Origin of the sequence: Vannielia litorea, from assembly GCF_018424695.1 — a bacterium.
Taxonomy (GTDB): domain Bacteria; phylum Pseudomonadota; class Alphaproteobacteria; order Rhodobacterales; family Rhodobacteraceae; genus Vannielia; species Vannielia litorea_A.
Map to the genome: position 1 here is coordinate 28,567 of NZ_QTNQ01000005.1, position 23,611 is coordinate 52,177.

General features: G+C 66.6%; 27 protein-coding genes. 16 read left to right on the forward strand and 11 right to left on the reverse strand.

Translation table 11 applies throughout. The annotated features are described in order from the left end of the window. Window positions 1–90: 90 nt before the first annotated feature. The 3 genes from plsX to DYI42_RS03215 form a co-directional block, all read right to left on the reverse strand. A complete protein-coding gene (plsX, locus tag DYI42_RS03205; RefSeq protein WP_213544478.1) occupies window positions 91–1,185 on the reverse strand; it encodes a phosphate acyltransferase PlsX in 1,095 nt (364 codons plus the stop codon). Window positions 1,186–1,209: 24 nt separating this feature from the next. Continuing rightward, complete coding sequence (gene rpmF / locus DYI42_RS03210; protein WP_213544479.1) at window positions 1,210–1,416, reverse strand: 50S ribosomal protein L32; 207 nt, start codon at window positions 1,414–1,416, stop codon at window positions 1,210–1,212. Between the two features lie 274 nt (window positions 1,417–1,690). Beyond that, a complete protein-coding gene (locus DYI42_RS03215; RefSeq protein ID WP_244867473.1) occupies window positions 1,691–2,242 on the reverse strand; it encodes a YceD family protein in 552 nt (183 codons plus the stop codon). Between the two features lie 78 nt (window positions 2,243–2,320). On the opposite strand from DYI42_RS03215, the gene bamE reads away from it, so the two are divergent. Beyond that, on the forward strand, window positions 2,321–2,800 hold the full coding sequence (gene bamE, locus DYI42_RS03220; RefSeq protein ID WP_213544480.1) for an outer membrane protein assembly factor BamE domain-containing protein: 480 nt from the start codon (window positions 2,321–2,323) through the stop codon (window positions 2,798–2,800). 86 nt (window positions 2,801–2,886) lie between these two features. Continuing rightward, window positions 2,887–4,149 carry a tetratricopeptide repeat protein gene (locus DYI42_RS03225; protein ID WP_213544481.1) on the forward strand — a complete coding sequence of 421 codons (1,263 nt, stop codon included), beginning with the start codon at window positions 2,887–2,889 and terminating at the stop codon, window positions 4,147–4,149. Between the two features lie 30 nt (window positions 4,150–4,179). On the opposite strand, the gene msrB is transcribed toward DYI42_RS03225, so the two are convergent. After that, on the reverse strand, window positions 4,180–4,572 hold the full coding sequence (gene msrB, locus DYI42_RS03230) for a peptide-methionine (R)-S-oxide reductase MsrB (RefSeq protein WP_213544482.1): 393 nt from the start codon (window positions 4,570–4,572) through the stop codon (window positions 4,180–4,182). A 102-nt stretch (window positions 4,573–4,674) separates the two neighbouring features. Between msrB and DYI42_RS03235 the strand changes: the two genes are divergently transcribed. Then, on the forward strand, window positions 4,675–5,406 hold the full coding sequence (locus DYI42_RS03235) for a GNAT family N-acetyltransferase (protein ID WP_213544483.1): 732 nt from the start codon (window positions 4,675–4,677) through the stop codon (window positions 5,404–5,406). A 93-nt stretch (window positions 5,407–5,499) separates the two neighbouring features. Further along, window positions 5,500–5,853 (forward strand): hypothetical protein, encoded by a 354-nt coding sequence (locus DYI42_RS03240; RefSeq protein ID WP_213544484.1) that lies wholly within the window; start codon window positions 5,500–5,502, stop codon window positions 5,851–5,853. A gap of 391 nt (window positions 5,854–6,244) precedes the next feature. Here DYI42_RS03240 and DYI42_RS03245 read toward each other — a convergent pair whose 3' ends face one another. Continuing rightward, window positions 6,245–6,793, reverse strand: a complete 549-nt coding sequence (locus DYI42_RS03245; protein WP_213544485.1) for a peroxiredoxin — start codon at window positions 6,791–6,793, stop codon at window positions 6,245–6,247. Window positions 6,794–7,018: 225 nt separating this feature from the next. Between DYI42_RS03245 and DYI42_RS03250 the strand changes: the two genes are divergently transcribed. From DYI42_RS03250 to DYI42_RS03270, 5 genes are all read left to right on the forward strand, one after another. Further along, window positions 7,019–7,459, forward strand: a complete 441-nt coding sequence (locus tag DYI42_RS03250) for a GNAT family N-acetyltransferase (protein ID WP_213544486.1) — start codon at window positions 7,019–7,021, stop codon at window positions 7,457–7,459. A 101-nt stretch (window positions 7,460–7,560) separates the two neighbouring features. Then, window positions 7,561–8,514, forward strand: a complete 954-nt coding sequence (gene lipA / locus DYI42_RS03255) for a lipoyl synthase (RefSeq protein WP_213544487.1) — start codon at window positions 7,561–7,563, stop codon at window positions 8,512–8,514. Continuing rightward, window positions 8,511–9,050: a hypothetical protein gene (locus DYI42_RS03260; protein WP_213544488.1), complete on the forward strand. Its 540-nt coding sequence runs from the start codon at window positions 8,511–8,513 to the stop codon at window positions 9,048–9,050. The genes lipA and DYI42_RS03260 overlap by 4 nt, the downstream gene beginning before the upstream one ends. Next, window positions 9,047–9,559: a hypothetical protein gene (locus tag DYI42_RS03265; protein ID WP_213544489.1), complete on the forward strand. Its 513-nt coding sequence runs from the start codon at window positions 9,047–9,049 to the stop codon at window positions 9,557–9,559. Before DYI42_RS03260 ends, DYI42_RS03265 begins: the two co-directional genes overlap by 4 nt. 7 nt (window positions 9,560–9,566) lie before the next feature. After that, entirely contained in the window at window positions 9,567–10,667 is a 1,101-nt protein-coding gene (locus tag DYI42_RS03270) for a cystathionine gamma-lyase (RefSeq protein ID WP_213544490.1), read from the forward strand. A 129-nt stretch (window positions 10,668–10,796) separates the two neighbouring features. Here the strand turns inward: DYI42_RS03270 and DYI42_RS03275 are convergent, their stop codons facing one another. Next, on the reverse strand, window positions 10,797–11,684 hold the full coding sequence (locus DYI42_RS03275) for a cytochrome c4 (protein WP_213544491.1): 888 nt from the start codon (window positions 11,682–11,684) through the stop codon (window positions 10,797–10,799). Then, entirely contained in the window at window positions 11,685–12,155 is a 471-nt protein-coding gene (locus DYI42_RS03280) for a c-type cytochrome (protein WP_213544492.1), read from the reverse strand. A 261-nt stretch (window positions 12,156–12,416) separates the two neighbouring features. Between DYI42_RS03280 and DYI42_RS03285 the strand changes: the two genes are divergently transcribed. Together DYI42_RS03285 and DYI42_RS03290 are read left to right on the forward strand one after the other, a co-directional pair. Beyond that, window positions 12,417–13,328 carry a tetratricopeptide repeat protein gene (locus tag DYI42_RS03285; protein ID WP_213544493.1) on the forward strand — a complete coding sequence of 304 codons (912 nt, stop codon included), beginning with the start codon at window positions 12,417–12,419 and terminating at the stop codon, window positions 13,326–13,328. Between the two features lie 27 nt (window positions 13,329–13,355). Continuing rightward, on the forward strand, window positions 13,356–14,267 hold the full coding sequence (locus DYI42_RS03290) for a tetratricopeptide repeat protein (RefSeq protein ID WP_213544494.1): 912 nt from the start codon (window positions 13,356–13,358) through the stop codon (window positions 14,265–14,267). A gap of 125 nt (window positions 14,268–14,392) precedes the next feature. Here the strand turns inward: DYI42_RS03290 and hpt are convergent, their stop codons facing one another. Continuing rightward, window positions 14,393–14,938, reverse strand: coding sequence for a hypoxanthine phosphoribosyltransferase (hpt, locus tag DYI42_RS03295; protein ID WP_213544495.1), 546 nt, complete (start codon window positions 14,936–14,938; stop codon window positions 14,393–14,395). Between the two features lie 70 nt (window positions 14,939–15,008). Between hpt and DYI42_RS03300 the strand changes: the two genes are divergently transcribed. Next, complete coding sequence (locus DYI42_RS03300) at window positions 15,009–15,503, forward strand: type II toxin-antitoxin system RatA family toxin (protein WP_213544496.1); 495 nt, start codon at window positions 15,009–15,011, stop codon at window positions 15,501–15,503. A 7-nt stretch (window positions 15,504–15,510) separates the two neighbouring features. Here the strand turns inward: DYI42_RS03300 and DYI42_RS03305 are convergent, their stop codons facing one another. Genes DYI42_RS03305 through DYI42_RS03315 form a run of 3 tightly spaced genes read right to left on the reverse strand, consistent with a single transcriptional unit; the run spans window position 15,511 to window position 17,626 of the window. Next, window positions 15,511–15,957: a CinA family protein gene (locus DYI42_RS03305; RefSeq protein WP_213544497.1), complete on the reverse strand. Its 447-nt coding sequence runs from the start codon at window positions 15,955–15,957 to the stop codon at window positions 15,511–15,513. A gap of 23 nt (window positions 15,958–15,980) precedes the next feature. After that, window positions 15,981–16,478: a phosphatidylglycerophosphatase A family protein gene (locus DYI42_RS03310; protein ID WP_213544498.1), complete on the reverse strand. Its 498-nt coding sequence runs from the start codon at window positions 16,476–16,478 to the stop codon at window positions 15,981–15,983. Beyond that, window positions 16,475–17,626, reverse strand: coding sequence for a bifunctional 2-C-methyl-D-erythritol 4-phosphate cytidylyltransferase/2-C-methyl-D-erythritol 2,4-cyclodiphosphate synthase (locus tag DYI42_RS03315; RefSeq protein ID WP_342344598.1), 1,152 nt, complete (start codon window positions 17,624–17,626; stop codon window positions 16,475–16,477). Before DYI42_RS03315 ends, DYI42_RS03310 begins: the two co-directional genes overlap by 4 nt. A 183-nt stretch (window positions 17,627–17,809) precedes the next feature. Between DYI42_RS03315 and dusB the strand changes: the two genes are divergently transcribed. The 4 genes from dusB to DYI42_RS03335 are packed head-to-tail and all read left to right on the forward strand — an operon-like array spanning window position 17,810 to window position 23,593. Next, entirely contained in the window at window positions 17,810–18,778 is a 969-nt protein-coding gene (gene dusB / locus DYI42_RS03320; RefSeq protein WP_440870616.1) for a tRNA dihydrouridine synthase DusB, read from the forward strand. Continuing rightward, window positions 18,778–19,869 carry a two-component system sensor histidine kinase NtrB gene (locus tag DYI42_RS03325; protein ID WP_213544500.1) on the forward strand — a complete coding sequence of 364 codons (1,092 nt, stop codon included), beginning with the start codon at window positions 18,778–18,780 and terminating at the stop codon, window positions 19,867–19,869. The genes dusB and DYI42_RS03325 overlap by 1 nt, the downstream gene beginning before the upstream one ends. 12 nt (window positions 19,870–19,881) lie before the next feature. Continuing rightward, the gene (locus DYI42_RS03330; protein ID WP_213544501.1) at window positions 19,882–21,252 is read left to right on the forward strand and encodes a response regulator; all 1,371 of its coding nucleotides are present in this window, start codon (window positions 19,882–19,884) and stop codon (window positions 21,250–21,252) included. Between the two features lie 55 nt (window positions 21,253–21,307). Beyond that, the gene (locus tag DYI42_RS03335; RefSeq protein ID WP_213544502.1) at window positions 21,308–23,593 is read left to right on the forward strand and encodes a sensor histidine kinase; all 2,286 of its coding nucleotides are present in this window, start codon (window positions 21,308–21,310) and stop codon (window positions 23,591–23,593) included. Window positions 23,594–23,611 lie beyond the last annotated feature (18 nt).

Genomic DNA, 23,611 nt, shown 5'->3' on the forward strand with positions numbered 1-23,611 from the left:
CGTTGTCGGACGCCACAGCGCCCGCCGTCATTCTATTCGGGCGCTCTAGCGCCCGCCTTCATTACATTACGGGCGCCCCAGTGCCCGGGGTCAGTCGCTATCAGGCGCATCCTGCCCCGCGTGGCCCACCGATGCAAGGCGGGCTGCCAGCCGCTCGGTAAAGCCCGACTGGGCGAGCTGAAACGCCAGCTTGATTGCGGCGGACACGCCAGTGGCATCGGCGCTGCCATGGCTCTTCACCACCGTGCCGTTGAGCCCGAGGAAAACGCCACCGTTCACCCGTCGCGGGTCGATCCGCTTGTTCAGCCGCTTCAGCGAGGTGAGCGCCAGCAGCGCGGCAAGGCGCGACAGCGGCGTGTGCTTGAAGGCCTGGCGCAGCAGATCGCCAATCAGCTTGGCGGTGCCTTCGCCGGTCTTCAGCGCGATGTTGCCGGTGAAGCCGTCGGTCACGATCACATCGACCCGGTCACTCGGAATGTCGCCGCCCTCGACGAAGCCGACGAAGTCGAAATCGTTCTTCGCCGCGGCGTCCTCGATCAGATCATGGGCCACCTTCAGCTCGGCCCGGCCCTTCGTCTCCTCGGTGCCCACGTTGAGCAGGCCCACCCGCGGACGGCTGAGGCCCATGCCGTTGCGGGCATAGCTCATGCCCATCAGCGCGTATTGCAGCAAGTCCTGCTGATCGGCGCGAATATCGGCGCCGACGTCGAGCATGATATTGAAGCCCGCCGGGTTGCGCGAGGGCCAGAGGCAGGCGATGGCGGGGCGGTTCACACCCTCGATCTTGCGTAGCCGCAGCATGCTCACGGCCATCAGCGCGCCGGTGTTGCCGCAGCTCACCGCCACCGCGGCCTCGCCGTTCTTCACCGCCTCGATCGTCGACCACATCGAGGTGCTCTTGCCGTGGCGCATCACATGGCTGGGCTTGTCATCCATCTGCACCACGTCCTTGGCGTCGCGCACCACGACGCGCGCGGCCAGCCGGCGCTTCTCGACAAGCGGACGCAGCTCGGCGGCGGGGCCGTGCAGGATGAAGGCGATGTCGGGATTTTTCTCGGCGGATTTGGCGATGCCGGCCACAACTGCAGCCGGCCCCATGTCGCCGCCCATCGCATCGACAGAAATGACAACCCGGCCCGAAAGGGCCGGGAGCTTGGGTGCGTCGGTATCGGCGGCGTCACTCATGTCCGCGCGCGCGGGCCCTTACGCTCAAGCAGCGTCTTCGTCGAAATCGATCTCGTCCGCAGCCGCGACGATTTCCTTGTCGTCATAGTGGCCACAGGCGCCGCACACGTGGTGCGGACGCTTCAGCTCGCCGCAGTTCGAGCACTCGGCGGGGTTGTCGGCCACCAGCGAGTCATGCGACCGGCGCATGTTGCGGCGCGACTTGGTGATCTTGTTCTGAGGGACAGCCATGTCTCAACCTCGGGTCTGGGCAGGGCACGCCTCTTGCGGCCCCGGCGTCTTCGGGAATCTCGTCCGGCGCGTCATACGCCGCCCTGCGGCACCGATCAAGCGCCGATCCGCAGGGAGGCGGCAAAATACGAAAGTTTCTGTGAAAGGCAAGGAGAGAGTTCCCGCACCAGGGCCAAACCACCCGACGTCTGGCTGGCTGCCCGAACCCGCAGCATTTTCTTGCCCCAAATATCTCCCGCCGGAGGCCCAAACTCTCTTCGGGCCCGCCGCAAGCCTACTCTTCCATCCGCTTCTTCAGCGCGGCCAGCCCGGCAAAAGGCTTCACCTTCTCCTCGGTCATCGGCTCCGCGCCCGGCTCGGTGTAGACCGCCTCGCCAAGCTCCACGCCCTCGGCCCGGGGGAAGGCGGGCAGGGCGAGCGCGAGCGCCTCCTGCATGACCTCCGACAGGTCGAGCACGGCGGGCAGGGGCTCGGCCTCGTCATCCTCGGGCATCTCCGACTCCTCCTCCTCGGGAAAGGTGAAATCGGCCAGGTAGCGGCGCACCACCGGCTCTTCGATCCGGGTGGTCACCGGCTCGAGCGTGACCACGCAGTTCTGCACCACCGTGGCGCCCAGCTCGCCCTCCAGCCGCCAGTCCTGCCGGCCCATCGGGGTGAGCGTGCCGGCAAAGCGCAGCTTGCGCAGGCCAAGCACCCCCAGGGCTTCCACCAGCCGGGCGAGGTCCCCGGTGCCGGGCACCAGCTCAAACCGCGTGGGCCGCTTGGTGGTCAGCTCCGAAAGCCGCATCACGTGGGAGTGTCCGGAGGTATCGGGGTCAGAGGCCATGCGCTTCCTTTCTTGATGTGGGCACTATCCTTCTGTAAGCCGATTAACAGACAAAAGAAACTGAGGCACGAGGGGAAGATGGCGGCTTTCAAGGCGGCTCTGGCGGGAGCAGGCTCCGGCGCGGCAAGGGGGCTGGTGCTTCTGGCACTGGTCGTGTCGCTCGCCGCGTGCACCGCGCGCATGCGCAATTACGGCTACACCCCCACCGATTCAGACCTCGCCGCGCTCCAGGTGGGCGTGGACACCCGCGAAACCGTGATCGAGGCCGTCGGCTCGCCCGCAGGCTACGGCGTGCTGCGCGAAAGCGGCATCTACTACCTCTCCGCCAAAACCCGCACCTGGGGCCCGCGCGAGCCCGAGTTTGTCGACCGGCAGCTGGTGGCGATCTCCTTCGATCCGGCCGGGCGCGTCAGCAACATCGAGCGGTTCACCCTGCGAGACGGCAACGTGGTGGCGCTCTCGCGGCGCGTGACCGACAGCAACGTTCGGGGCGTCAGCTTCCTGCGCCAGTTGCTCGGCAACCTCGGCCGCTTCCGCGCAGAGAACTTCCTCGACTAAACGCCTCCGCCCGGCGTGGCAGGCAGCGTTTTGCGAAAGCTGTCGCCTGCGCTAAGCTTTCCCCCGTAAGACCGGCGGAGGGGCGAATGGCACAGCAGGATCTCTACGGAAACGCGCTGTCCACCCGCAGCCCCGAGGCCGTCGCCGGGTATGACGCCGGGCTAACGGCCTTCCTCGCCGCGGCCCATGGCGCCTCCGATCACTTCCGGTCCGCCGTCACCGCCGACCCCGAATTCGCCCTCGGCCACGCCGCCCTGGCCCGCGCGCTGATGATGGAGGGCCGGATGGCAGAGGCCCGCACCGCGCTGGAAAAGGCGCAAGGATGCACCGCTGCCGCGAGCGACCGCGAGGCGAGCCATATCGGCATTCTTGTCCTTCTCTTCCAAGGCCGCGCCGCCGAATGCCGTGCCGCTGTGCAGGCGCATGTGCAAACCCATCCGCGTGACGCGCTCATCGCCCAACTGTGCACCAACGTCTTCGGGCTCATCGGCTTTTCCGGCGAGGTTGCGCGCGAGGCCGAACTGCTGGCCTTCACCGAGGCGCTGCTGCCGCAGTACCCCGGCGACTGGTGGATGATGTCGATGCACGCACTCTCGCTCTGCGAAACCGGCCAGATCCACGCTTCGCAGGTGCTCATGGAAAAGGCCCTCGCGCTCAACCCCGCCAACGCCCATGGCGCGCATTTCCGGGCCCACGCCCAATATGAGGAGGGCGACACCGAAGCCGGGCGCGCGATTCTCGCCGACTGGCTGGCAGGCTATGACAGCCGCGCGCTGCTCCACGGCCACCTCAGCTGGCACCTTGCGCTCTGGACGCTGGAAGACGGCGACGCAGAGGCGCTCTGGCCTCTGCTCGATGCCCAGATTGGCCCCGGCGGCTCCAGGGGCCTGCCCATCAACATTCTGACCGACACCGCCGCGCTGCTCTATCGCGCCGAACTGGCCGGTTTCGAGGTGGACCCGGCCCGCTGGCGCGCGATCAGCGACTACGCCGCCGAGAAATTCCCCGAGCCCGGCCAGAGTTTTGCCGACCTGCATGCCGCACTCGGCCACGCGATGGCGGGCGAGGGGGCGCGGCTGGCAAAGCTGGTTGAGGCCAGCAAGGGCTTTGCCGCCGATCTCATCGGCCCCGTCGCGCTGGCCTGGGGCAATGTGGCGCGCGCCGAATGGACCGAGGCGCTTGAAGAGTTGCTGCGGGTCATGCCCACCGCCCAGCGCCTCGGCGGCAGCCGCGCCCAGCGCGACCTGCTGGAGCTGACCTACGCCAATGTTTTGATGAAGCTCGGCCACAGCGACGAGGCCCGCCGCACCCTTGCGCTGCGCCGCCCGGTGCTCGTCCCGCCAACATAGGGTGCGCATTTATGGCGCACCCCATGCGCCTCACGCCTCCGGCTCGAACTCCAGCGCCACGCCGTTGATGCAATAGCGCAGCCCGGTCGGCTGCGGCCCATCGGGGAAGACATGGCCCAGATGCGCCTCACAACGGGCGCAATGCACCTCGGTGCGGGTCATGAAAAACTTGCGGTCCACGCTCTCACCCACCTCGGCCCCTTCCTTGGGCGCCCAGAAGCTCGGCCAGCCGGTGCCGCTGTCAAATTTCTGACCCTGGTCAAAAAGCGGCGCGCCACAGCAGGTGCAGAAAAACGTGCCCGGATCCTTCGGAAAATCATCATGGGTGAAGGCGCGTTCGGTGCCGTGCTTGCGGGTCACCTTATAGGCAAGGTCGCTCAACTGCGCCCGCCACTCCGCATCGCTCTTCTCGATCTCGGCCATCCGGCTCCCTCCATGTTCCCGTCATATCTTGCGCCTATCGTCGCGCCCAACCATATCTAGGGGCACACCCAGATTTCGCAATCACGCGGGGAGGCCGGGCAGATGAGGGCGCTGACAAAAGGCCGTTACCGGGTGCGGCTGGCCGGTGAGGCCGACCTGGCAGATGTCTTCGCCCTGCGCGCCCGGCTGTTTCGCGGCGATGCCAGCGCCGCCGATACCGACAGCTTCGATGCCCGTGCCATGCACGTGGTCGTCGAGGATCTGGCCGCCGGCAAGCTCGCCTGCGCCTTCCGCCTGCTGCGCCTCACCGGCGGTGAAGACATTGCCACCGGCTACACCTCCCAGTTCTACGACACCGCGCCGCTGGCCGGTTACGCGGGGCCGGTGCTGGAGATGGGCCGCTTCTGCATCGACCCGGCCTTTCGGGGCGACCCGCATGTGCTGCGCACCGCCTGGGTCGGCATGACCGACTATATCGACAGCCACGGCGTCCGCTTTCTCTTCGGCTGCTCCTCCTTCCACGGCATCGATCCGGTGCTGCACATGGATGCGCTTGCCCTCCTGCGCGCCCGCCACACCGGCCCCGCCGCGCTGCTGCCGCAAGTGAAGGCCGCGAAAGTGCAACGCTTCGCCGATCTGCCCGCGCACACCCCCGACAAACGGAACGCCACCCTCCAGATGCCGCCACTTCTGCGCAGCTTCCTCATGCTCGGCGGCTGGGTCTCCGACCATGCGGTTGTGGATGACGACCTCGGCACGCTCCACGTATTCACCGGGCTGGAAATTGAGGCAATCCCCCCCAACCGCGCCGCCGCCTTCCGCGCCACCGTGTGAACCCGTCGTGAAACCGTGTGCGCCCGGCGGGCTGCCGCTTGACGGGCCGGGCAGGGGCCGCAGGCTTTTCCTCATTTCACGAGGAGAATTGCCATGACCCACCCCTTCGACATCTGGGCGCCGATCCTGAAGGCCCCGTTTTCCGGCGATGTCACCCAAGAGATCGTGCCGCGCATCCTGTCACCCGAAATCGCCGGCATCCCCGAGATCGAGCAGGAGATCCAAACCGAAGTCGCCAGCTACGGCACTCAGCTCGGCAAGGTTCTGGAGGCCTTGAAGGCACTGTCAGCGGCCACGGGCACGCCGCTGCCGGAGATCGACGCGCTGGTGGCCGAGGTGGAAGAGGTCAAGGAAAAGAGCCGCGCCGCGTATCGTGCCGAGGCGGTGGCGGCACTGGAGCGGCTGAGGCGCGTGGACGAACCCGCATGGCGGGCGCTGACCGCGTAGGTCGGGACGTATCCCGACTTCTCCCCCCCGCAAAAGAAATGGGGGTGTCCGCATATCGTGTTGGTCCGCCTTGCGGACGAAGCAGACATTGATCCGCAAGCCGTGCAGCGCCGTCCCGCGGGGTGGCGCCCGACCTGATGAGCGGCGCGCTTTATGGTAGCCAAGCACCTTCTTCCCTGGGAGCTCAGCGCCAACGGCAGCCAAGCGCCGCCCCAGGGGGCGGGACGGCGCTGCGCGGCGGCTTCGCCTTGATTCCGCGCGGGTCCAGGCGGCAAAACGGGCTCATAGCCGACCAACACGATTTTCGAACCCCTCAAAAGAAAGAAAAAGGCGCGAGGTCTCCCCCGCGCCCGTGGGGCGGGACTTGTCCCGCCGCTCCGGTCTTCCCGGCTTACGCAGCCACGGCCGCGTTCGCCTCCTTCAGCCAGGCCAGCACCGTCTCTGGCGAACTCACCCCATAGGGGTCTTCGCCGTGGTTGTCGCAGAGCCCCGGCTCCTCGAACCACGCTTCCACCACGCCGTCTTTCACAACGGCGGCATAGCGCCACGAGCGCAGGCCGAAGCCGAGGTTGTCCTTGCGCACCAGCATCCCCATCCGCCGGGTGAACTCGCCCGAGCCGTCCGGGATCACGGCCACGTTCTCCAGCCCCTGCGCCTTGGCCCACTGGTTCATCACGAAGCTGTCGTTCACGCTCATGCAGTAGATCGCGTCGACACCTTCGGCCTGGAAGTCGGCAAAGCCGTTCTCGAAACCGGGCAGCTGGTAGGTCGAGCAGGTGGGGGTGAAGGCGCCGGGCAGGGAGAACAGCACAACGCGCTTGCCGCCAAAGTAATCGGCGGTGGTCTTGTCTTCCCAGCGGAACGGGTTGGGGCCGCCCACGGCCTCGTCGCGGACCCGGGTGTGGAAGGTGACGTCAGGAAGTTTCATTCCGGTTTTCATGGGCTTGCCTCGCAAAGTTCATCCAGTCAGGCCCATAGGAGGGCACCGACCGGACCTGTTTCATCCGATCTGCCACCCCGTCGGGGCAGCGCTCCTCCTGCGGTCTGCCTAGAACGATTCCAACTGCCCCGCAACCGCCTCGCACCCAGCCCTGCGCCCTGCGCATGGCCACCGCCCCGAGCCTCCCGTCTGGATCATGGCGCTCCCGCGTCCTAACCTGCGCCCATGTCCGTCACCTACCGCCCCGCCACGTCCGAGGACGCGACCGCCTACGCCCGGATCATCCGCGCTTGGGGCGCGGAGGTCTCCGACTGGATCGACCCGATGGACGCGCTTGCCCCGATGGCCGCCTTCTGGGCCGAGGTCTTTCGCCAGCACCCCACCTGGGTGGCCGAGGAGGGCGACGCGATTGTGGGCTTTGCCAACCGCGAAGATCACCACCTCTGCGGCCTCTATGTTTCCCGCGCGGCGCGGGGCAGGGGCATCGGCAAGGCGCTGCTCGATCTCGCCCGCTCGGGCCAACCCCGCCTGATCGCTTGGTCCTACGAGCAAAACCGCGCCGCCCGCCGCTTTTACCGGCGAGAAGGCTTCGTCGAGCTTTGCCGCGAGCGCGAGCCGGGCACCGGGCTAATGAACGTCGCGCACCTCTGGACCCGCCAGGCGTGACCCAGCCCTGCACCCGCTGCATGGGCCCGGCGGCAAACCCTTTCCCCCACGCGGCCCACGCGCTATCTAGACCCAAGACGCGCCCCGAAAGGCCAAGCCAGATGAACGATCAGACACCGCCCCGCCTGCGCCACCCCGAGAAGGCCCGCAAGCCGGACAATCCGCAGCCGAAAAAGCCGGACTGGATCCGGGTGAAGGCGCCGACGTCGAAGGGCTACCACGCCACCGCGAAGATCATGCGTGAGAACAGCCTGAAGACGGTCTGCGAAGAGGCGGCCTGTCCGAACGCGGGCGAATGCTGGAGCCAGGGCCACGCCACCATGATGATCATGGGCGATGTCTGCACCCGCGCCTGCACCTTCTGCAACATCGCCACCGGCAAGCCGCCCGAGGCGCTCGACGTGTTCGAGCCGGGCCGGGTCGCCGATGCTGTGAAAAAGCTCGGTCTGAACCACGTGGTCATTACCTCTGTGGACCGGGATGACGTGGAAGACGGCGGCGCCGAGCACTTTGCGATGACGATCCGCGCCATCCGCAAGCAGGCGCCCGGTACCACCATCGAGATCCTCACGCCCGACTTCATCCGCTGCGACCCGGCGGTGCTGGAGGTGGTCGTCGAAGCGAAACCGGATGTCTTCAACCACAACCTCGAAACCGTCCCCGGCCTCTACCCCGAGGTCCGCCCCGGCGCGCGTTACTTCCACTCCCTGCGCCTGCTGCAACGGGTGAAGGAGCTGGACCCGACGATGTTCACCAAATCCGGCATCATGGTCGGCCTCGGCGAAGACAAGCAGGCCGTCCACGCCGTGATGGACGACATGCGCGCCGCCGATATCGACTTCCTTACTATCGGCCAGTACCTCCAGCCCACGCCCAAGCACCACGCGGTCGACCGCTTCGTGACGCCGGAAGAATTCGCCGCCTACGAAAAAGCGGCTTATGGCAAGGGCTTCCTCATGGTCTCCGCCAGCCCGCTCACCCGGTCGAGCTACCACGCGGGGGATGACTTCGCGCGCCTGCGGGAGAACCGGCTGAAGAAGCTGGGGATGGCGTGAGAGGACCGCTCCGCGCCGCGCCGGGGCTGCCCGGCCTGGCGCTCTGCCTGTCGCTGGCGTTTCCGGCCATGGCACAAGGCACTCCGTCGGGCTGGGCGCTTAACATCCAGCCCGACGCCGCCACCTGCACCGCCAGCCTCACCTCCGAAGAAGGCGCCGCGCTGGCGATCACCGCGCCTGCCTTGGTCGAAACCGCGCCAGAACCGCTGCCCTTCACGCTCGACCTCTGGCTCTCCGCCACGCTGCGCGACCTGCTGCCGCTGCCCGATGGCGACACCGCCATCGCCTTCCGCCCTGCCGGGGCCGCCGCCGTGCAGCTCGAGGGCACGCTCGCCCCTGATGCCGCCTTCTGGCGCTTCACCCACAGCTTCGCCTCCCCGCAGGACGCGGGCCGCTTCTTGCTCGCCACGCGCTCCGGGCGGCTGACGATCTTCCACCCCGAGGCGGGCGTTCTGGCGGGTTTTGAAACCGATGGGGCCGATGAAGCCCTCGCCGGGCTTCTGGCCTGCGCTCCCCTGCCGGAGGTCACCCGATGACAAGGTTCCTCGCCGCCCTTGCCCTCGCGCTGCTCCCCTCCGTCGCCTCCGCCACCGGTTGGACGCTGCAAAAGCACTCCGCCCGCGCGCCCGGCGTAGGCCGCTGCGAGCTGCACGCCCGTGACGAGATCGGCAACCGGCTGATCCTCTCGATGTGGGATCACAACCGCCGCAAGTCGCGCTTCCGTCTCGTACTCATTCTCACCCCCGGCGGGCGGGCGACCCTCCCGATGCCCAACGGCCCCGTCGCGCTCGGTTTCGCGCCCTCCGGCATGAAGGCGAGCCCGCTCGAAGGCCGCCTGTCGGGGTCCGACGAAGTGCCGCGCTTCACCCATGACTTCCCCAGCCTCGACGCGATGCGCGCCTTCACCGGTGACATTACCGGCCCCACGCTCTTCGTCGCCCAGCCCGATGCCTCGCCCCACACCGAGCTTCTCGCCCGCTTCGCCCTCTCCGACGGCAAGGCCGCGATGAACCGGCTGCTCTCCTGCTCCTTCCCGCTCCGCTAGGCCCGATATGACTGAAACCAAAGCCGCCGAACTCCTTCACCTGAGGGGCCAGACCCTCGCCAAGGGCGATCCGATCGCCCCGCCGATCACCCTGGCGTCGATGTATCACCTGCCGGGCGAGCCGGGGGGCGTGCCGGGCTATGGCCGCTCCGACCAGCCGACATGGGAGGCGACCGAGCACCTGCTGTCGCACCTCGAAGACGCGCCCGCGCTGCTTTTCCCCTCCGGCATGGGCGCGATCTCGGCGGCGCTCTTCGCCACGCTAAAGGCCGGCGACCGGCTGCTGGTGCCGTCGGACGGCTATTACAACGTGCGCAAGCTGGCAGACGGCTTCCTGAAGGGCCTCGGCGTGGAAGTGGTGGAACGGCCCACGGTTGGCTTTGCCGAGGGCGGGTTCGAGGGCTTCGCCGTGGTCTTCATCGAAACGCCCTCGAACCCCGGGCTCGATCTGGTGGACCTCGCCGCCACCTGCGCCGAGGTGCGCGGGGCAGGGGGCGTGACGGTGGTGGACAACACAACCATGACGCCCCTGGGCCAGCGCCCGCTGGAGCTGGGGGCCGATGTGGTGGTGGCCTCCGACACCAAGGCGCCGGGCGGGCATTCTGACACCCTCATGGGCCATGTCGCCAGCCGCGACGCGGCGCTGATGGAGCGCGTGGGCGCATGGCGCACCGTCGCGGGCGGCATCCCCGGCCCCTTCGAGGCCTGGCTTTTGCATCGCAGCCTCGAAACCCTGCACCTGCGCTTTGCGGCCATGTGCACCAACGCCGAGGCCCTCGCCCCGCGCCTTGCCGCCCATCCCGTCGTGGCGCTCTGCCGCTACCCCGGGCTGCCGGGCGACCCCGCGCAAAACCTGGCGGCCAGCCAGATGGCGACCAACGGGTTTCTTATCGGGGTGACGCTGAAAGACGCGGACACCGCCGAACGCTTCATCGATGGCTGTCCGTTTCTGCGCCCCGCCACCTCCTTCGGCGGCGTCCATTCCTCCGCCGAGCGCCGCGCCCGCTGGGGCGATGCCGTTGCGCCGGGTTTCGTGCGGCTCTCCGTGGGCTGCGAGCCGGTGGAGCCGCTCTGGGCGGCCCTTGAAGAAGCGCTGGACGGGCTGTGAGCAACTGGTGGTTGCCACCCCACCTGCGTTCGGCTCGGGCGGGGCCGTTGGAGCGGGGGGCCAGCCCCCCGCACCCCCCGGAGATATTTAGAGCAAGAAAATGAACAGGCCGCGGCAATGTGACCGCGGTCAGTTCTCTACCGGCGGCACCGCCTTCAGATAGGCGGCAATCGCAGCGCGATCCTCGTCCGTCAGCATCGCGGTGCTCTCCACCACAACAGCCATCTCGCCGCCCGCGGTGTCGAACTCTGGGGTGAAGCCGCTTTTCAGGTATTCGGCGATATCGCCTTCCGACCAGTCCAGCCCGCCGGGGGTGATGTTGGGGATGCGCCCCTTGCCATCGGGGGCGGGCGCGCCTGCGAGCCAGTCGCTCGTCCAGCCGCCGAGCGCATTGCGCGGCGTGTGGCACTCGCCGCAATGGCCCATCACCTCGACGAGGTAGCGCCCGCGCAGCTGCTCGTCGGTCAGGTCATCCTCCACCTGCCAGCCCTCGCGCATGAACAACATCTTCCAGCCCCCGAGGCTGCGGCGGATGTTGAACGGAAAGCCCACCTCATGCGGCTGGCTCGGCGTGGCATCGGGCGGCAGGGTTTGCAGGTAGGCGTGGATATCGGCCACGTCCTGCATCTCGGCCATGTCGTAGGAGTTATAGGGGAAGGCCGGGTAAAGATGCTCGCCCTCGCGGCCCACGCCCTTCACCATCGCGCGGGCGAGGTCGGGCAGGCTCCAGCCACCGATGCCCTGCTCCGAGGGGCTGATGTTGGGCGCCAGGAAGGTGCCGAAGGGCGAAGGGAACTTCTGCCCGCCCGCAAGCACCAGCTTGGCCTCGCCCTCCGCGCCCGGCGCGGCGTGGCAATTGGCGCAGCCAGCGGCCCAGAACAGGCCTTCGCCGCGCGTCGGGTCGCCCTCCAGCCCGGCCAGGGCCTCCTCATCCACGTCACCCGGGATGGTCACGACCCAGAAAACGGCGGCGCCCAGGAGCGCCACCGCGATGATCCAGCGAAAAAACGGATGCATTTACTCTTCCGGCGCGCGGTAAACCTTGTGGCAGCCGCCGCAGGCGCCGCCCAGGTCTCCCATCGAGGCCTGAACTGCCTGCAACCCTTCGCCCGTGGCGGCCTGTGCGCCTTCGATGGCGGCGATCAGCGTGGCGCCCTTGTCCTTGAAGTCGTCGTAATTGGCCCAGATCTCGGGCAGGGCGCGGCTGTCGTCGACCGACATGCTGTCGATGCCCTCTTCCCACATGTCGTCGGCCAGCACCTTCACGGCGGCCTCGTGCAGCGCATCCGCGGCGGCGGCGGCGGCGGCACCGTCAAAATCCACCTCGCCCTTGGCCATCTTGCCCAGAACGCCGAGGTTCTGGCCCATCACCTTCATCAGGTCTTCGCGGGCCTTTTGCTGCTCCATCGCATGGCTGGCGGCAAAGGCGCTGCTGGCCGCGAGGCTCGCGGCAAGGACAAGGCCGACGCGCTTGGCTGTGATCTTCATGTAAACCTCCAACTGTGGGTTGAACCGCGATCAGGCTACCTCACCCGACGCAATCTTCCTGTTCGTCATTTCCGCAGCCACTTGGTGCGGTTCCGCACAGACTGACCTTCGCGCGCGCACTTCGACAAGCGCTTTCCTTGGCGGCAGGCGGCTGCTCGCTCAGATGTTATCTGCCTTGCATGACAGTTTCTTTCACTTCCCTCATGCGGGCAGGCTGTTACAGTGAAGCTGAATTTTTGGTCGATATTCAAAGGACATCCCTTGCTCCGCAGTGCAGCCGTTTCCCTCAGCCTCCTGTTCGCCCTGCCTCTTGCGGCCCAATCCGCCGAGGAGGTGGAGGCCGCTCGGGCCCTGTTTCGGGACGGGCAGTTCGGGGCCGCGCTGGAGGTTCTGGACCCGGCGGCCAAGGCGGGCGATGCGGCGGCCCAGAACGCCCTTGGAAACGCCTATCACTACGGGCGCGGTCGCCCGGTCGATGCCGCTGCCGCCATCGCCTGGTATGAAAGATCCGTCGCGCAGGGCAACCCGCTGGCCATGCTGAACCTCGCCCAGCTCTTCCGCTGGGGCATGGAGGGGCAGGGGCCGGATCACCCCCGCGCGCTGGCGCTCTTCCGGCAGGCCACCGAGGCCGGGCTGGCCTATGCGCACGGGCCGCTCGGGCAGATGCATGAGCTGGGTCTCGGCACCCCGGTCGATTACGCCCGTGCCGCCGCGCATTATGCCGCCGCCGAGGGCAATACCGAGGCGCTTGTCGACCTCGGCAGCCTCTACCTTCGCGGCGACGGCGTTGCGCAAGACGGCGCCCGCGCCCGCGCACTCTTCGAGGAGGCCGCTGCCGCCAACCACCCGCGCGGCTTGACCGCGCTGGCCCAGATGCTCGATTTCGGCCTGCTCGAAACCCCGCCAGACCACGCCCGCGCGCTGGCCCTTTATCAGCAGGCTCAGGCCCAGGGCTATGCCTATGCGGGCCAGCTTCTCTCGCAGTTCCTGTCGACCGATGCCCGCCCCGGCCCGTGGCATGATCCGGTCCGGGGCCATGCCTTTTGCCTCTGGGCGCTCGCCGTCGCGAACAGCGATGAGCACCCCCGCATCGCGCCCACCTGCGAGGCGCAATCTGCTGCGCTCACCGCGCCACAGCGCGCCGAAGCTGCCGAAATCGCCAAGACACTCTAAGATTCGACCATCCGAAAGGAGCCGCCCATGCGTGCCACAACTCTCGCCCTCTGCCTTCTCGCCAGCCCGCTTGCCGCCCAGACCGCCGAAGAGGTGGAGGCGGCCCGCGTCGCCTATAACGACGGCCATTGGGATCTGGCGATGACAGTGCTCATCCCCGCTGCCGAGGCCGGCCACCCCGATGCGCAGAACGTCTATGGCATTGCCTTGAAAGACGGCGAGGGCGCCGAGAAAGACCCGGTGGCCGCCGTCGAATGGTATGAGAAGGCCATCGCCCAGGGCCACGTGAAGGCCATGCACAACCTCGCCCATCTCTACCAGTATGGCGCCGAGGGCGTGCCGCAGGATTTCGACAAGGCCCGCGCGCTTTATGAGCAGGCGCTCGACGCCGGGTATGGCGCAGCGGGCAACGGGCTGGCGCTGATGTATGAGCGCGGCGAAGGCGTCGAGAAGGATCTCGCCAAGGCGGTCGAGTATTTCACCATCGGCGCCGAGGCGGGCGAGCGGAACGCGCTCTATAACCTCGGCAATTACTACCGGCTGGGACAGGAGGTGGAGGAAGACCTCGCCAAGGCACTCGAACTCTACACCGAGGCCGCGCTGGCCGGCCATTCGCAGGCCTGGAACGCGGTGGCGCTCTTCAACCAGCACGGCATGGTCAGCGCCCCCAACCCCGAGGCCGCCTATATCGCCTTTCGGCAGGCGGTGAACGGCGGGCTGGCGCTTGCGGGCATCAACCTTGGCGAGTTCGTCACCGCCACTGAGGGCTGGTGGCAAGACCCGGTCGAGGGCTACGGCTATTGCCTTTGGGGAATCAACAACGCCGCCGACCGGGACCGCGAGAATTTCATCCAGACCTGCGAGCCGCTGGTGGAATACCTGACGGTGGAAGAAGAAGACGCCGCCAAGCGCTTCGCCGAGGCCATCGGGGCCGAATAGCCGTGATCACAGGGGCGCGCGGTGCATTGATTAATCCGCTCTATGTCATCCGACATGTGCATGGGTTGTGCATCACTTGTGCACGGGGGTGTTGCCCTCTGCTTTCCAGGGTTAACGGCGCGAAATTAACCTTCGTCGGTAAAACGCACCTTGCCGATATAGGGCAGGTCGCGGTTGCGCTGCGCATAGTCGATGCCATAGCCCACGACAAACTCGTCGGGAATCTCGAAGCCTATGAAATCGGCGGCAAAATCCACCTCGCGGCGGGAGGGTTTGTCGAGCAGGGCGATGGTGCGCAGCTTGGCGGGCTCGCGCGCCTTCAGCATGTGGATCACGTGATGCAGGGTGAAGCCGGTGTCGACGATGTCTTCCACCACCAGCACGTCGCGCCCGTGTATCTCACCGCGCAAGTCCTTGAGCATGCGCACTTCCTTGCTGCTTTCCATCGCGTCGCCGTAACTGGATGCCTCGATGAAATCCACCTCCAGCGGCAGGTCCATCTCGCGCACCAGATCGGCGATGAACACGAAGGAGCCGCGCAGCAGGCCGATCACCACCAGCTTGTCGGTGCCCTTGAACTCGGCTTCGATCTTGCGCGCGAGCTCCTCGATCCGTGCGGCAATGGCCTTGGCCGAGATCATCTGGTCGATGACATACGGTCGCTGCGGCATGGCTCCCCCTTGCATTCTCCGGCGCGTTGAGGCTCATCATGGCCCAATCTTTCGCCATGTTACAGGCCCCATGACCCGCCACGCCGAAACCCGACAACTCCCTTATTCCGCTCAGGAAATGTACGATCTGGTCGCTGATGTCGGGTCTTACCCCAAGTTTCTGCCCTGGACGGCGGCGGCCCGCGTGCGCTCCCGCCGCGAGGTGCCCCAGGGTGAGCTGGAGCATGGCCAGCAGCGCTTCGGCCCCTGCGAGATCATGGAGGCCGACCTGGTCATTTCCTTTAAGGTCTTTCGTGAAACCTTCCTGTCGCGGGTCTGGCTGTTCCGTGAGGTGAAGCGGATCGAGACGCGCTACATCGACGGGCCGTTCAAGCACATGCGCTCGGTCTGGCAGTTCAAGGATGTGAAGGGCGGGTGCGAGGTGCAGTTCGAGGTGGACTTCGAATTCAAGAACCGCATCCTGCAAGGCGCGGCGGGGATGTTCTTCAACGAGGCCATGCAGCGCATCGTGCGGGCTTTCGAGAAGCGGGCGGAAGAATTGTATGGGGTGAAGAAGGGCGTGTAACGTGCTGTTATTTTTTGGTAATTGAAGATATAAGCAGCTCGATCGCATGGTTAACGGTGGCCTGCCGCACCGCGCTGCGGCCAATCGGGCCAAACTCCATGGTTTCTGTGATCACACCTGCGTCGGAGGCCAGCCCAAAGCACACGCGCCCCTCCGGCTTGTGCTCCGATCCGCCCGGTCCGGCGATGCCGGTCACCGACACGGCCAGGCTGGCAGCCGAGCGCTCCAGCGCGCCGCGCGCCATCTCGGCGGCCACCTCTTCCGACACCGCGCCATGGGCCTCCAGCGTGGCCTCGCTCACACCCAGCATGTCGCGCTTGGCGGCGTTTGAGTAGGTCACAAAGCCACGGTCGACCACGTCCGACGAGCCTGCAACCTCCGTCAACGCCCCGGCGATTAAACCCCCGGTGCAACTCTCTGCAGTGGCGATCATGACGCCGGATTGCCGTGCCATATCAAGTAGTTCCGCCACGCGGCTCACATCAGCACCCCATGCGCCAACCCGGCGAGGAGGGTCACCACCACGGCGGCAAACACCCCGGCGATCACGTCATCGAGCATGACTCCCAGCGCATCGCCGCGCCGGTCCGCCCAGCCGACGAGCCAGGGTTTCCAGATGTCGAAAAGACGGAAGAACAGGAAGGCCGCGACCCACTCGGGCCAAAGCCGCCACAGGTCGGCTCCCATCATTCCGGCGCCGTAAGCCACTGGAAACAAGGCAATCCACTGGCCCGCCACCTCGTCGATGACAATCTCGGACGGGTCATGATCGGCCTTGCCTCGCGTCTCCTCGCCGGTCGCCCAGAGCCCCAGGGCAAATGCCGTGATCGTGGCCACCAGAAGGCCCCAGAATCCGGTGTAATGGGCAATCGCATAGCCCGCCGGAAGTGCGGCAAGCGAGCCCCAGGTGCCCGGAGCGGGCCGCAGGTGGCCGACCCAGAAAAACGTGGCTATTCCGTGGGTTATCGCCTTCATGCTGCCACCAGAACAACCGTCGCCATGGCTGCGATTCCCTCTTCTCGCCCGGTGAATCCAAGCCGCTCCGAGGTGGTCGCCTTCACTGAAACGCGGCCCCCGTCGCAGCCCATGATCCGCGCCATCTCTGCCTGCATCGCCCCCGCGTGCGGTCCGATCTTCGGGCGCTCGCAGATCAGCGTGAGGTCCACATTGCCCAGCCGAAACCCGCGCGCACCGGCCAACTCCACGGCATGCTTGAGAAAAATCTCGCTCGCCGCGCCTTTCCACTGCGGGTCCGAGGGCGGGAAGTGCCGCCCGATGTCCCCCTCCGCCAGCGCGCCATAGATCGCATCGGTCACCGCGTGCATGCCAACATCCGCATCCGAATGCCCCTGAAGTCCGCGGCCGTGGGGCACGGTGACACCGCAGAGCACCACGTGGTCACCCGGCCCGAAGCGGTGCACGTCAAACCCGTTGCCAACCCGCATATCCATCTGATCTTCCTTCAAAATCCGTTCCGCGCGGGCAAAGTCGCCTGGGTGCGTGACCTTGATGTTCCGCTCTTCGCCCGGCACCAGCGCCACCGCCAGCCCCGCCGCGAGTGCCACCTCCACATCATCCGCCGCCACGCCCTCGAATGCTGCGTGGGCTGCCCGGATGGCCTCCAGCGCAAACCCCTGAGGCGTCTGTGCCCGCCAGAGCCCGTCGCGCGGCTGAATGCCCGTGACAGCGCCGTCTCCTGCGCGCCAAAGCGCATCCGTGACCGCCAGCGCCGGGGCCGCGCCCTGCGACTCCTCCAGCGCCTGAATCACCTGTGAAATCAGCGCCTTCGACACGAGCGGGCGGGCGCCGTCATGGATCAACACGTGGCTCACTCCCTCCGGCAGCGCCGCCAGCCCGGCTGCCACCGACGCCCCGCGGGTCGCGCCGCCTGTGACCCGCGCCACACCCTCCGGCAGCGTCGCCTCGGCCAACGGGCCATCGCCCTCTCCGATCACCACCACCACAGCTGCCACTTTTTCATGCGCGGCAAAAACAGCCACCGTGCGGCTGAGCAACGGCATTCCGCCAAGGCTCTGGTATTGCTTTGGAATCCCCCCACCAGCGCGGGTCCCGCGCCCGGCAGCCACGATGAGCGCGGCAATATGGGGGGTGTCTGCTGGCACCCGTTCCCTCTAATCCCTGCCGCCAGCCGGGGCAATACAAAGCCCTTGGCCGGTATGAACCGCACAAAAAATGGGCGGTTGGTGTCTGGAGCGTTAAAACCGCTGCCCAACTCTTTGCAATTCGGCGCGAACCGTCCGATATGTAGCAGGCGTTGCTCAAGGATTAAGCATTTGTCCGTTTCCGTGGCAAACATAGATCTGGCCCCACCGGTCCTCCTCGCCCCGCTTGCGGGCATCACCGACTTGCCGTTCCGCCAACTCGTGGCACGCTTCGGGGCAGGGCTCGTGGTGTCGGAGATGGTGGCGAGCCAGGAAATGGTGCAGGCCAAACCCGGCGTGCGCGAACGCGCCGAACTGGGCTATGGCGAGCAGGCCACCTCGATTCAGCTCGCCGGGCGCGATGCCACATGGATGGCTCGCGCCGCCGCGATGGTCGAGGACAACGGCGCAAAGATCATCGACATCAACATGGGCTGCCCCGCCAAGAAGGTGACGGGCGGCCTGTCCGGCTCGGCCCTGATGAAGGATCTCGACCATGCGCTCACGCTGATCGAGGCCGTGGTGGACGCGGTCAGCGTGCCGGTGACGCTCAAGTGCCGCTTGGGGTGGGACGACGACCGGATCAACGCGCCAGAGCTCGCTGCCCGCGCCGAGCAGGCGGGGGTGCGCATGGTCACCGTTCACGGCCGCACTCGCTGCCAGTTCTACAAGGGCGGGGCGGATTGGGGCGCAATCCGGGCCGTGAAGGAGGCCGTTTCGATCCCCGTGATCGCAAATGGCGACATCACCGATGCCGCCTCGGCCCGCGCGGCCCTCAAGGCGTCGGGGGCAGATGGGGTCATGGTGGGCCGTGGTGCCCAGGGTGCCCCGTGGCGGCTGGCGGAAATCGCCCATGCGCTGGGGCAGGGGCCTGCGCCCGACATCCCGAGGGGCGCCGCGCTGGCCGGAATGATCCTCGATCACTACGATGCGATGATTGCCTTCTATGGCCCCGAGCTGGGCAACCGCGTCGCCCGCAAGCACCTCGGCTGGTACATGGACAGCTGCGGCACACCCGGCTCCCTGCGCCGCCGGATCCTGACTGAAACAGATACGCGTCAGGTGCGCATGCTTATCGCCGATATCCCGGCCCGACAGAGCGAGGCGGCCTGATGGTGGACGAGAACATCATCTGGGTTTCCCTGCCGATGCCCGCGCTCCTGCTCGATGAAGAGGATCGGATCGTCGATATCAACCCGGCGGCGGAGACCTTCCTCAACACCTCCCTGCGCTCGCTTGAAGGCCACCACGTCTGGGACAAGATCATGGTGGCCGCGCCGCTGGAGGGCGGGTTTGAGCGGGTCCGGAAAAACCAGTCGGCCCTTTTCGTGAATGACGCCGAGGTGGGCACCGGAGAGCGCCCGCCGATGCATTGCAACCTCCAGGTCGCGCCGCTGAATGATGACAGCAAGCGCCTTATCATGCTGATTTCACCGCGCGAAATCGCCGGCAAGCTGGGCCGCGCCCATTCGGTTCACGCCACCGCCAAGAGTGCCATCGGCATGGCCGAAATGCTGGCCCATGAAATCAAGAACCCGCTGGCCGGGATCACCGGGGCAGCGCAGCTCATCTCGATGAACCTGCCCAAGTCGGAGCTGGAGCTGACCGATCTGATCGTGGAAGAGAGCCGCCGGATCGTGAAGCTGCTGGAGCAGGTCGAGCAATTCGGCAATGTGCGCCCGCCGCTGATGAAGGCGGTGAACATCCATGACATCCTCGACCGGGCCCGCAAGTCTGCCGAAGTGGGCTATGCCGCCGGGATCAAGTTTACCGATGATTACGACCCCTCGCTGCCGCCCACGCTGGGAGACGCCGACCAGCTGCTCCAGGTCTTCCTCAACCTCTTCAAGAACGCTGCGGAGGCCGCGGCGAAGATGGGCCCTGACCACGAGGGCACCATCAAGATCCGCACGTTCTATGACCTTTCGCTGCGGCTGCGGGGCAAGGATGGCAAGGGCGCGGCGGTACCGCTTCAGGTGGAAATCACCGACAACGGCCCCGGCCTGCCCGAGGAGATCGCCGAAGACATCTTCGAGCCCTTCGTGTCGGGCCGCGAAAACGGCACCGGCCTTGGCCTTGCGCTGGTGAGCAAGATCATCGGCGAGCACAACGGCTGGATTCAGGTGGAATCGGTGCCCGGAAAAACCGTGTTCCGGGTGTCGCTCCAGGTGGCGCCCGATTTGAGCAACAGTGAATATTACTAGGAGCAACGACCGATGGACGGAACGGTACTGGTAGCTGACGACGACCGCACGATACGCACGGTGCTGACCCAGGCGCTCACCCGGGCAGGCTGTCGGGTGCATGCCACCTCGTCGCTCGTCACGCTGATGCGCTGGGTCGAGGAGGGCAAGGGCGACCTGGTGATCTCCGATGTCGTCATGCCGGATGGCAACGGCTTGGAAACATTGCCGAAAATCTCATCCGAGCGGCCCGGCCTGCCGGTGATCGTGATTTCGGCGCAAAACACCATCATGACGGCAATCCAGGCCGCCGAGGCCGAGGCCTACGATTACCTGCCCAAGCCCTTCGACCTGCCCGACCTGATGAAGCGCGCGGCCCGCGCGCTGGAAAGCAAGCGGCGCTTGGCCTCGCAGAAATCGGAGGCCTCCGAGGCCCCGCAAGCAGATGGCGATCTGCCGCTCGTCGGCCGCACACCGCAGATGCAGGGGCTTTACCGGCTCGTCGCCAAGGTCATGAATACCGATCTTCCGGTGCTCATCACGGGCGAGAGTGGAACTGGCAAGTCATTGATAGCAAAGGCTATTCATGACTTCTCCGACCGGCGCACCCTGCCTTTCGTGGTGGTGTCGCCCGGTGATCTGCAAGGCGCCGACGGGCCGGCGCAGGTGGTTGCCCGGGCGCGCGGTGGCTCGCTGCTGTTTGACGAAATTGCCGATCTCGATGACGAGGCGCAAGGCCGGATCGTGCGGATGCTCGATGCCTTCGGAGACACCGCGCCGCGCGTGATGTCCACCTCCCAGGGCAATCTGATGGAGCGGATGGAGGGCGGCGGCTTCCGGCAGGATCTGTTTTACCGGCTCGGTGGCGTCACCATCAACGTGCCGGCGCTGCGCGAGCGGGTCGATGACATCCCGCTGCTGGCCGAGCATTTTCTTGCGCGCTCCGAGCCGGGAAGTGCCCCGCGCCGCATCGGGTCTCAGGCCATGGAACTGATCCGCGCCTACAGCTGGCCCGGCAACGTTCGCCAGCTCGAAAACACCATTCGCCGCCTTGTCGTGACCGCAACCGAAGAACAGATCGGCCTGCCCGACGTGGAGGCGGTGCTGTCTTCCCAACCCGAGATCGAACCGCTGGTCGGCGGCGGCGATGGCGAGAAGCTTTCGGCCTCGGTGGCAAAGCACCTGCGCCGCTATTTCGATCTGCATGGCGGCGCCCTCCCGCCGCCCGGCCTCTACACGAGGATTCTCAAGGAAGTGGAGCTTCCGCTGATCGAAATCGCCCTCGATGCCACTGGAGGAAACCAGGCCAAGTGTGCGGATTTGCTGGGCATTAACCGAAATACCCTCCGCAAGAAGATAAATGACCTCGATATTCAGGTGACACGCCGCCGCAAATTGATGTAAAAGGGCAACAGAGCCGTGGCAGAGGGGTCTCAGACCCCCGGTGAGATCACGGGATATGGCGGTATGCCCCTTCGGGGGCACAAGATATGTGAGGCATGCGGTGGGATCCTCCGCACGAGCGTTTGGGTGGGAACGCCTGGTAAAACTGCGTAGATTGCGCCGTTTGCGCAACGCGGCGACGCTCGCGTTGGTGGTTCTCGGCCCGGCGCTGGCAATCGGAACATACCTGACGCTCGGACCCTTCGGGCAGGGTGCAAACTCGCCTGCGCTACGCGCGATTCTCCTCGCCGACATCGTCTATGTGCTCATCGTCGCGGCCCTGGTGCTGTGGCAGGTGGGCAAGCTGGTGGCCGCGCGCCGCCGCAAGTCGGCGGGCTCGCGGCTTCACCTGCGGCTCACCGGCGTCTTTGCCCTGATCGCCGCGGTGCCCACCATTCTCGTCGCGGTCTTTGCCGGGCTCACCATCAACCTCGGGCTGGAAAGCTGGTTTTCCGACCGGGTGCGCGAGGTGGTGGGCGCTTCGCTGGAGGCGGCACAGGCCTACAAGGCCGAGCATCGCCACGATCTCGAACAGGACGCCGCCGTGCTGGCGGGCTATCTCAACGTCGCCCGCGCAGCGCGCGGCGCGGTGACCGACGGGCAGATACGCCAGGTGCTGGGGCAGGGACAGGCCCAGGTGCAGCGGGGCCTGCGTGAGGCCTATGTGATTGACGGTGGCGGGGAGCTCCGGGCGCGTGGCGAGCGCTCCTATCTCTTCGATTTCGAGAAACCCTCCGAAGAGCAGCTGGAGGCCGCGCGGACAGGCGAGACGGTCATCATCGAAGATTGGGAGAACAGCGAGTTCCGCGCGCTGCTTCGGCTACAGGCATTTCCCGACCGCTACCTTTACGTGTCCCGCGAGGTCGACGGCCAGCTTCTGGGCCTGCTCGACGACACCGAAGAAACCGTCACAGTCTACAACCAGCTGGAGCAGGAGCGCGGGCGGCGGCTGTTCGAGTTCGGGGTGATCTACCTCGGTTTTGCCGTCATCCTCATCCTTGCCTCGGTCTGGCTCGGCCTGTGGTTTGCCGAGCGCCTCAGCCGCCCCGTCGGGCGCCTGACCGGCGCGGCGCAGCGGGTGGGCGAGGGGGACCTCGAGGTGCGGGTGATCGAGGATTCCGGCGATGATGAGATCGCCATGCTTGGCCGGATCTTCAACCAGATGACCCGGCAGCTGAAAGGCCAGCGCGACCGACTTCTGGATAACTCGGCCAGGATCGAAGAGCGGCGGCGGCTGTTCGAGCAGGTGCTCTCTTCGGTGACTGCGGGCGTCATCGGGCTGGACCCGGACGGGCGCGTTCAGTTCATGAACCGCTCTGCCCACACCCTTCTCGACCTCGAGGAGGAAAGCGATCCGCTCGTGGCCATAGGGCAGGCTGTGCCCGAATTCGCGGGCCTTCTGGAGCGGTTGCGGATGGGCGAAAAGGACGTGACCCGGGAAGAGATCAAGATCAACCGCAAGGGCAAGCTGGAAACGCTGCTGGTGCGCATGGCCCGGCGACGCGGCGAGGAAGGCGAGATCGAAGGCTACGTGGTGGCCTTCGATGACGTTTCCGAGTTGGTGACGGCCCAGCGCATGGCCGCCTGGGGCGACGTGGCCCGCCGCATCGCCCACGAAATCAAGAACCCGCTCACCCCGATCCAGCTTTCTGCCGAGCGCATCCGCCGCAAGTTCACCCCGATGGCGGGCGATGAGGCCGAGAGCCTGGATCAGCTCACCGGCGTTATCGTGCGCCAGACCGGCGACCTGCGCCGGATCGTCGACGAGTTTTCCAAGTTCGCCCGCATGCCGGAACCTGACCGCAAGCCGGTGGATCTGGCCGCGGTGCTGCGCGATGCGGTTCTGCTGCAACGCGAGAACCTCGGCGAGGCTCTGCAGTACACCGATGACACCGGCGGTGTGGTGGCGGACCTCGATGAAACCATGGTCAGCCAAGCGCTTATCAACCTCATCAAGAACGCAGGCGAGGCCATCGAGAGCCTTCAGGAAAAGGGCGCTCCGGAGGGCCACGCGCCGGAAGTCCGGGTGCGGCTCTTCATCGACGGCAGCGAGGCCGTGGTGGAAGTCGCCGACAACGGAATCGGCCTGCCGGAAGACCGCGGGCGCCTGTTCGAGCCCTATGTGACGACCCGCGAAAAGGGCACCGGCCTCGGCCTGCCCATCGTGAAGAAAATTATCGAAGAACATGGCGGCAGCCTCGACCTCACCGATGCCGAGCCCTTCACGGAAGGCGCGCACCGTGGCGCGCTGGCCGTGGTGCGGCTTCCGCGCAGCGTCGAGGTCAGCGCAGCCGCCGAATGACAGGAAAGGAAGGAAGAG